The 7,146-nt window shown below is 65.3% G+C and carries 6 protein-coding genes; 2 read left to right on the forward strand and 4 right to left on the reverse strand.

The genetic code is table 11. From position 1 onward, the window contains the following. Nucleotide 1 precedes the first annotated feature (1 nt). Nucleotides 2-1,330: a solute carrier family 23 protein gene (locus VDP74_RS06995; RefSeq protein WP_322998910.1), complete on the reverse strand. Its 1,329-nt coding sequence runs from the start codon at nucleotides 1,328-1,330 to the stop codon at nucleotides 2-4. A gap of 146 nt (nucleotides 1,331-1,476) precedes the next feature. Then, the gene (locus tag VDP74_RS07000; protein WP_322998911.1) at nucleotides 1,477-2,406 is read right to left on the reverse strand and encodes a LysR family transcriptional regulator; all 930 of its coding nucleotides are present in this window, start codon (nucleotides 2,404-2,406) and stop codon (nucleotides 1,477-1,479) included. A 139-nt stretch (nucleotides 2,407-2,545) separates the two neighbouring features. Here VDP74_RS07000 and VDP74_RS07005 point away from each other — a divergent pair, with 139 nt between their 5' ends. Together VDP74_RS07005 and VDP74_RS07010 are read left to right on the forward strand one after the other, a co-directional pair. Then, on the forward strand, nucleotides 2,546-3,253 hold the full coding sequence (locus VDP74_RS07005) for a pirin family protein (RefSeq protein ID WP_322998912.1): 708 nt from the start codon (nucleotides 2,546-2,548) through the stop codon (nucleotides 3,251-3,253). A gap of 92 nt (nucleotides 3,254-3,345) precedes the next feature. After that, complete coding sequence (locus tag VDP74_RS07010; RefSeq protein ID WP_322998913.1) at nucleotides 3,346-3,756, forward strand: DoxX family protein; 411 nt, start codon at nucleotides 3,346-3,348, stop codon at nucleotides 3,754-3,756. Nucleotides 3,757-3,807: 51 nt separating this feature from the next. On the opposite strand, the gene VDP74_RS07015 is transcribed toward VDP74_RS07010, so the two are convergent. Together VDP74_RS07015 and carB are read right to left on the reverse strand one after the other, a co-directional pair. Further along, nucleotides 3,808-4,662 (reverse strand): SDR family oxidoreductase, encoded by an 855-nt coding sequence (locus VDP74_RS07015; protein ID WP_322998914.1) that lies wholly within the window; start codon nucleotides 4,660-4,662, stop codon nucleotides 3,808-3,810. Between the two features lie 6 nt (nucleotides 4,663-4,668). Further along, nucleotides 4,669-7,146 (reverse strand): carbamoyl-phosphate synthase large subunit (gene carB / locus VDP74_RS07020; RefSeq protein WP_322998915.1); only part of this gene is annotated, 2,478 nt, incomplete at its 5' end.

A 7,146-nucleotide genomic window follows, 5' to 3' on the forward strand; every position in this document is an offset into this window, starting at 1 on the left:
CTCAGGCGGCCATGGGGGCTTTTTTGCGCCCTCGCAGCAAGGCATACAGGATGATGGCGCCAAATGTGGCCGTCCCGATGCCGTCCAGTTTGAAACCACCCAGTTCGATGGAAAAATTGCCTGCCCCGAGAATCAGGGTCACGGCCGCCACGATCAGATTGCGGTTGTCGCTGAAGTCGACCTGGTTGACCACCCAGATACGGGCGCCCGCAATGGTGATCAGGCCGAACACGACCACGGCCATGCCGCCCAGCACCGGGCCCGGAATGGCCTGGATGACCGCGCCGAACTTGGGCGAGAAGCCCAGCAGCAGCGCCACCAGAGCCGCCACCACGAACACCAGGGTGGAATAGATCTTGGTGACCGTCATGACGCCGATGTTCTCGGCGTAGGTGGTGACCCCCGTGCCGCCCATGGAACCCGAAATCATGGTGGCAACGCCGTCGCCCAGAAATGCACGGCCCAGGTAGCGGTCCAGGTTCTGGCCCGTCATGGCGCTGACGGCCTTGATGTGGCCCAGGTTCTCGGCAACCAGGATGATGGCCACCGGCGCGATGACGCTGATGGCGTGGCCTTCGAACACCGGCGCCGTCATTTTCGGCAGGCCCAGCCAGGACGCGGCCGCGATGGCGGAGAAGTCGATCGGCGTGCCCAGCCCCAGGCCGTTGCTCAGCACTGCGTACAGGACGCAAGCCAGGAACAGGCCCACCAGGATCAGCAGGCGCTGCACCAGGCCGCGCGTGTAGACGGCTACGCCACCCACGCACAGAATCGTCAGCAGCGCCATGACCGAATCGAACAACGAACCGCCCATGGCGCCCTTGGCGGCGATCGGCGCCAGGTTCAGGCCGATGACGGCCACCACGGCCCCCGTCACCACCGGCGGCATCCAGCGATCGATCCAGTCGGCGGCCCCGCCCTGGCGGGCATTGACGAACATGGTCAGCAAGCCAATGCCTGCATAAATCAGGCCGCAGACGATGATGGCGCCCAATGCCACGCCAATGTTGGGGTTCGGGCCGCTGCCCGCGTAGCCGGTGACGGCCACCACGCCGCCGATGAAGGCGAAGCTGGAACCCAGGTAGCTGGGAACCCGGCCACCGACGAACAGGAAGAACACCAGCGTGCCGACCCCCGACATCAGAATGGCCATGTTGGGGTCGAAGCCCATGATCAGGGGCGCCAGGATGGTCGAACCGAACATGGCGACGACGTGCTGGGCGCCCATCGCCACGGTCTGCGGCAAGGGCATGGTCTCGTCAGGCTGCACGACGGCGCCTTCCGCTGTGCCGGACACGCGACGCCAGCGGGGGAAATAGGTAGTTGTCATGGGCAAGCGGCCCGAGGCCGTCCGGAAGAGGAAGGTGGAAGGTTGAAATTTCGTCGCAAGTGTACGGCGCGAGCCGCACACCCCGCAAGACCGGCCGGGCGGCCCGGCAGCGAACCTGCCCCCGTTGCAGTGCAGGCACCCCGTGTTCAAGCAGAACGCGCCGCCGCCTGTGCCCAGGGCTCTTCCTGCAGGGCAGCCGCCACATAATCAATGAAGGCCTGGACGCGGGCGGGCCGATTGCGCCCGGGCGGCGTGACCGCATGCAAGGCCAGGGGTTCGACGGCCCAGGGCGCCAACACGGTTTCCAGGGCACCGGACTGCAAATCCGGCCAGACCAGGAATTCCGGCTGCAGGGCCAGACCCAGCCCTGCACGCAAGGCGGGCATCAGGGCATCGGCGTTGTTCACCTGCAGGCGGGTCGGCATGAACTGAGAAAATTCCCCCAGCCGTGGATGCCGGAAATGCCAGGTCACTCCGTGGCGCGCATAGGAATAATGCAAAGCCTGATGCGCCTGCAGGTCTCGCGGATGGCGGGGCCGCCCATGTGCATCCAGGTATGCGGGCGCGCCGACCAGCATGACGCGCACTCCGCACAGGCGCCGGGCCAGCAGACTGGAATCTGCCAGCCGCGCGATCCGCAGGGCCAGATCGAAATGGTCGGCCAGCAGATCCACCTGGGCGTCGTTGAACTGCACATCCAGCTGCACTTCCGGATGCAAGGTCATGAACCCCGGCAGCAGTGGTGCCAAGCGCGCCAGGCCGAAGGACATGGGCGCGGACACCCGGACCCGGCCTCGCAAAGCCTGGGAATGTTCCGTGACTTCCGCCTCGATCGCCTCGCCTTCTTCCAGGATGCGCGTGGCGCGATCCAGGGCGCTGCGGCCGCTGTCGGTCAGTGTCAGGCGACGCGACGTGCGATGAATCAGCGTCGTCTTCATGCGGGCTTCCAGGCGGCTGATGGCCTTGGACACGGTCGCCTGGGACACCTGGCAGGCAGCTGCCGCGCGGGCGAAGGACCCGGTTTCAGCGACTTTGGCAAACAAGGCCCAGGCCTGGAGATCGGGCAATCCCTTCACGACGTTTCCTTTCCACGGGGTCAGATGGATGGCAACAATCATATCAAAATTGGAAACGATGAAATTCTATTGTTTATATTCTCAACATGATCCATCCACCGTAGACTACCCGCATCATCCAAGCCTCAAGGAGGCCATCATGATTGAACGCCGTCCCTACGCCTCGCTGGGCGCAGCCGACCACGGCTGGCTCGAAGCCCGGCACCACTTTTCCTTTGCCGAATACCATGACCCCCGGCGGGTCCACTGGGGCGCGCTGCGCGTCTGGAACGACGACACGATCCAGCCCAACAGCGGCTTTCCCCCGCATCCGCACGCGGATATGGAAATCATCACCTTTGTGCGCGAAGGCGCCATCACGCACCAGGACAACCTGGGCAATCAGGGCCGCACGCTGGCGGGTGACGTCCAGGTCATGAGCGCGGGCACTGGAATCGTCCATTCCGAATACAACCTGGAACCCGGTGTCACCCGGATCTTCCAGATCTGGATCTTCCCGGACCAGAAAGGCGGCACGCCCTGCTGGGGCACGCAGCCCTTCCCCAAGGCCGATCGCTCGGGACGTTTCGTCACCTTGGCCAGCGGCCTGGAAGGTGATGAAGAGGCGCTGCCCATCCGGGCGCAGGCCCGGGTCTGCGGCGCCACACTGAAGGCCGGCGACACCGTGGAATACGCATTCAAGGATGCGAGCCGCGTCGGCTACCTGGTCCCGGCAGTCGGCCGGGTCGAGGTCAACGGCGTTGCGCTGGAAACACGCGACGGCGCAGCCGTCCGGGACGAGCCTGTCCTGCGCATCACTGCCACCGAGGATGCCGAACTGATTCTCGTGGACAGTTCTGCACTGTAAACGCCCGCCTGATTGATTCAAATACGCATCCCGTTCTTCGGGCGGGATGTTTTCTTACCCTGGTTTTTACCTGCTTCATACGGAATCACACCATGAACTCTCGCACCATCGACACATTTTCCCTGATCGGCCGCATCCTGATCGCCATCCTGTTCTGGGTCGGCGTCTCTGGCAAGATCGCCCAGCCCGCCGGCACCATCGGCTATATCGGCTCGGCCGGCATCCCGTTGCCGACGCTGGCCTACGCCGCCACGGTCTTCGTCGAACTGGTCCTGCCGATCCTGCTGGTGCTGGGATACCGGACGCGCCTGAGCGCGCTGATCCTGGCGATCTTCTCGGTGGTGGCCGCCCTGTTCTTCCATGCGCAGTTCGGCGACATGAACCAGTCGACCCACTTCTTCAAGAACCTGGCCATTGCCGGCGGCCTGCTGCAACTGACGGCGTTCGGCGCCGGCGCCCTGAGCCTGGATGCGCGCTCGTCCAAGGCGGGCCTCGCGGCCTGACGGGTCTCAGGCAGATCTCTGGCCGGGCTCTTTCAAAGAGCCCGGCTTTTGTCATTCGGGATCGCGGCCGATGCGAGGCTTGCGTTTGCGCCGGGCCGCCACGGCGTCATACAGGGCGTCGGGCACCAGGCGCAGCAGGCGCGCCACCCAGGCCATGGGCCAGGGAATGACGCGATAGCGGTCACCCGCCTCGATGGCGCGCACTGCCTGGCTCGCGAAACGGTCCACCGGCATCAGGAAGGGCATGCGATACGGGTTGCGTGCCGTCATGGGGGTGGCAATGAAGCCTGGCGCCAGGGTGACGACCTGCACACCCGACCCATGGAGTTCCACCCGCAGGCTCTCGCAATAGGCACGTACGGCGGCCTTGGATGCGCTGTAGGCGCCGGCCCCCGGCAGGCCGCGCACGCCCGCCACGCTGCCGATGCCGACCAGCACGCCGCTGCGCCGCGCCCGCATCGCGGGGATGAATGGTTCGAAGGTCGCCACCATCGCCAGGATGTTGGTGTCGAGGATCGCCTGGAACACCGCGAAGTCTTCAGGCGCTTCGGTCAGGGTGCCGGCACTGATGCCGGCGCTGGCGATCACCCGATCCACCGGGCCGCCCGCCAGGAAATCCCGGGCAGCCGCCTGCAAGGCCGCGCGGTCCCGGATATCCAGGGGGTAGACCCTGTGCCCCTGCCCCGGCAAGGCATCCGCCACCGCGCGCAGGGCGTCCGGGCGGCGCCCCACCAAGCCCAGGACGGCACCCTGCGCTGCGTAGCGCCGCGCCAAGGCCGCGCCGATGCCGCTGCTGGCGCCGGTAATGAAAACCCGTCCGGGCGATTCCGCCGGGACGGGCGTGGAGCAGGCCTCTGGAACTGCAGAGGCCTCGGGGCGTGCGGACGTCGTCGTTTCGCCCGCCATGCTGCGTCAGTCGTGGATAGCCGCGTGCATGGCTTGCAGGCCGTAGACCTTCAGGCCGCCGCCGTGGCGCAGGTACTGCAGGCCTTCGACGGCAGCGCGCGCACCAGCGATGGTCGTGAAGAAGGTGACGCGGTTGGCCAGCGATTGCGTGCGAATGATGCGCGAATCGGCAATGGCGTTGCGGCGCTCTTCCACCGTGTTGATGACCATGGCGATTTCGCCGTTCTTGAGCATGTCCACGATGTTGGGACGGCCTTCCGTGACCTTGTTGACGATTTCCACCGTCAGGCCCGCCGCCTCGATGACGGCGGCCGTGCCGCGCGTGGCGATGAGCTTGAAGCCCAGGGCGGCCAGGCCTCGGGCGACCTCGACGGCGCGGGGTTTGTCCTGGGCGCGAACACTGATGAAGACCTTGCCGGATTCCGGCAGCCAGGCGCCCGCCGCGATCTGGGACTTGACGAAGGCCTCGCCGAAGGTCTCGCCCACGCCCATGACTTCGCCGGTGGATTTCATTTCCGGCCCCAGGATAGTGTCCACCCCCGGGAACTTCACAAAGGGGAAGACGGCTTCCTTGACGCAGTAATGGACAGGCGCCGGGATCGAGCTCACACCCTGTTGGGCCAGAGTGCGACCGGCCATGACGCGGGCGGCGATCTTGGCCAACTGGCGGCCCGTGGCCTTGGACACGTAGGGCACCGTGCGCGAGGCGCGCGGATTGACTTCCAGCACGTAGACATCGCCGTCCTGGATGGCGAACTGCACGTTCATCAGGCCCTTGACGTTGAGGGCGCGGGCCATGAGCGCGGTCTGGCGCTTGATCTCGTCGACGATTTCCGCCGACAGCGAATACGGTGGCAGGCTGCAGGCCGAATCGCCCGAGTGCACGCCGGCCTGTTCGATGTGTTCCATGACGCCGCCCACGACGACTTGTTCGCCATCGGCCAGGCAATCCACGTCGACTTCGGTGGCGTTGTTCAGGAAGTGGTCCAGCAGCACCGGGGAATCATTGCTGACCTTGACCGCTTCGCGCATGTAGCGTTCCAGGTCCTGGGGTTCATGCACGATTTCCATGGCCCGCCCGCCCAGCACGTAGCTGGGGCGCACCACCAGGGGATAACCGATCTCGCCAGCCAGAGACAGGGCCTCGCTTTCGGTGCGGGCCGTGCGATTGGCCGGCTGGCGCAGGCCCAGCTTGGTCAGGAGTTTCTGGAAGCGTTCGCGGTCTTCGGCAACGTCGATGGAATCCGGGCTGGTGCCGATGATGGGCACGCCGTTGGCTTCCAGGGCACGGGCAAGCTTCAACGGCGTCTGCCCGCCGTACTGCACGATGACGCCGGCCGGGTTTTCCTTATGGACGATCTCCAGCACGTCTTCCAGGGTCAGCGGCTCGAAATACAGGCGATCGGACGTGTCGTAGTCCGTGGAGACGGTCTCGGGGTTGCAGTTGACCATGATGGTCTCGAAACCGTCTTCACGCAGTGCCAGCGCGGCATGCACGCAGCAGTAGTCGAATTCGATGCCCTGGCCGATGCGGTTGGGCCCGCCGCCCAGCACGATGATTTTCTTGCGGTCGGTGGGGGCGGCCTCGTCCTCGTCCTCGTAGGTCGAATACATGTAGGCCGTGGTCGTGGCGAATTCCGCCGCGCAGGTGTCCACGCGTTTGTACACCGGGCGCACGTTCATCTGATGGCGCAATTTGCGCACTTCCGATTCGGTGGTGTCCAGCAGGAAGGCCAGGCGACGATCAGAGAAACCACGGCGCTTGAGCTGGCGCATGGTGTCGTCGTCCAGTTCGGACAGCGTGCGCTGTTCCAGGGCCAGTTCGATATCGACGATTTCCTTGATCTGGGCCAGGAACCAAGGGTCGATCTTGGTCAGCTGATGCACTTCGTCCAGACTGAAGCCCTGGGCGAAGGCATCGCCCACGTACCAGATGCGTTCCGGGCCAGGTTCGCCCAGCTCGATCTGCAGGCGTTCGCGGTCGGTGGTTTTCTGGTTCAGGCCGTCCACGCCGACTTCCAGGCCGCGCAGGGCCTTTTGAAAGGCTTCCTGGAAGGTGCGGCCGATGGCCATGACTTCGCCCACGGCCTTCATCTGGGTGGTCAGGCGGGAATCGGCCTGCGGGAATTTTTCAAAGGCAAAACGCGGCACCTTGACGACGACGTAGTCCAGGGTGGGCTCGAAGGACGCCGGGGTGGCGCCGCCGGTGATTTCGTTGCGCAGTTCATCCAGGGTATAGCCCACGGCCAGGCTGGCGGCGACCTTTGCGATAGGAAAGCCCGTGGCCTTGGAGGCAAGCGCGGAGGACCGCGACACGCGCGGGTTCATTTCGATGACGATCATGCGGCCGTTGGCCGGATTGATCGCGAACTGCACGTTCGATCCGCCCGTATCCACGCCGATCTCGCGCAGCACCGCAATGGATGCGTTGCGCATGATCTGGTATTCCTTGTCGGTCAGCGTCTGCGCCGGGGCGACCGTGAT

The sequence above is a fragment of the Castellaniella sp. genome, from assembly GCF_034674885.1.
GTDB lineage: Bacteria > Pseudomonadota > Gammaproteobacteria > Burkholderiales > Burkholderiaceae_B > Castellaniella.

Bases quoted from the DNA above. Each gene is read 5' to 3' on its own strand.
- VDP74_RS07010 (WP_322998913.1), top strand. From the start codon at position 3,346: ATGAACTCTCGCACCATCGACACATTTTCCCTGATCGGCCGCATCCTG.
- VDP74_RS07005 (WP_322998912.1), top strand. From the start codon at position 2,546: ATGATTGAACGCCGTCCCTACGCCTCGCTGGGCGCAGCCGACCACGGC.
- VDP74_RS07015 (WP_322998914.1), bottom strand. From the start codon at position 4,662: ATGGCGGGCGAAACGACGACGTCCGCACGCCCCGAGGCCTCTGCAGTT.
- VDP74_RS06995 (WP_322998910.1), bottom strand. From the start codon at position 1,330: ATGACAACTACCTATTTCCCCCGCTGGCGTCGCGTGTCCGGCACAGCG.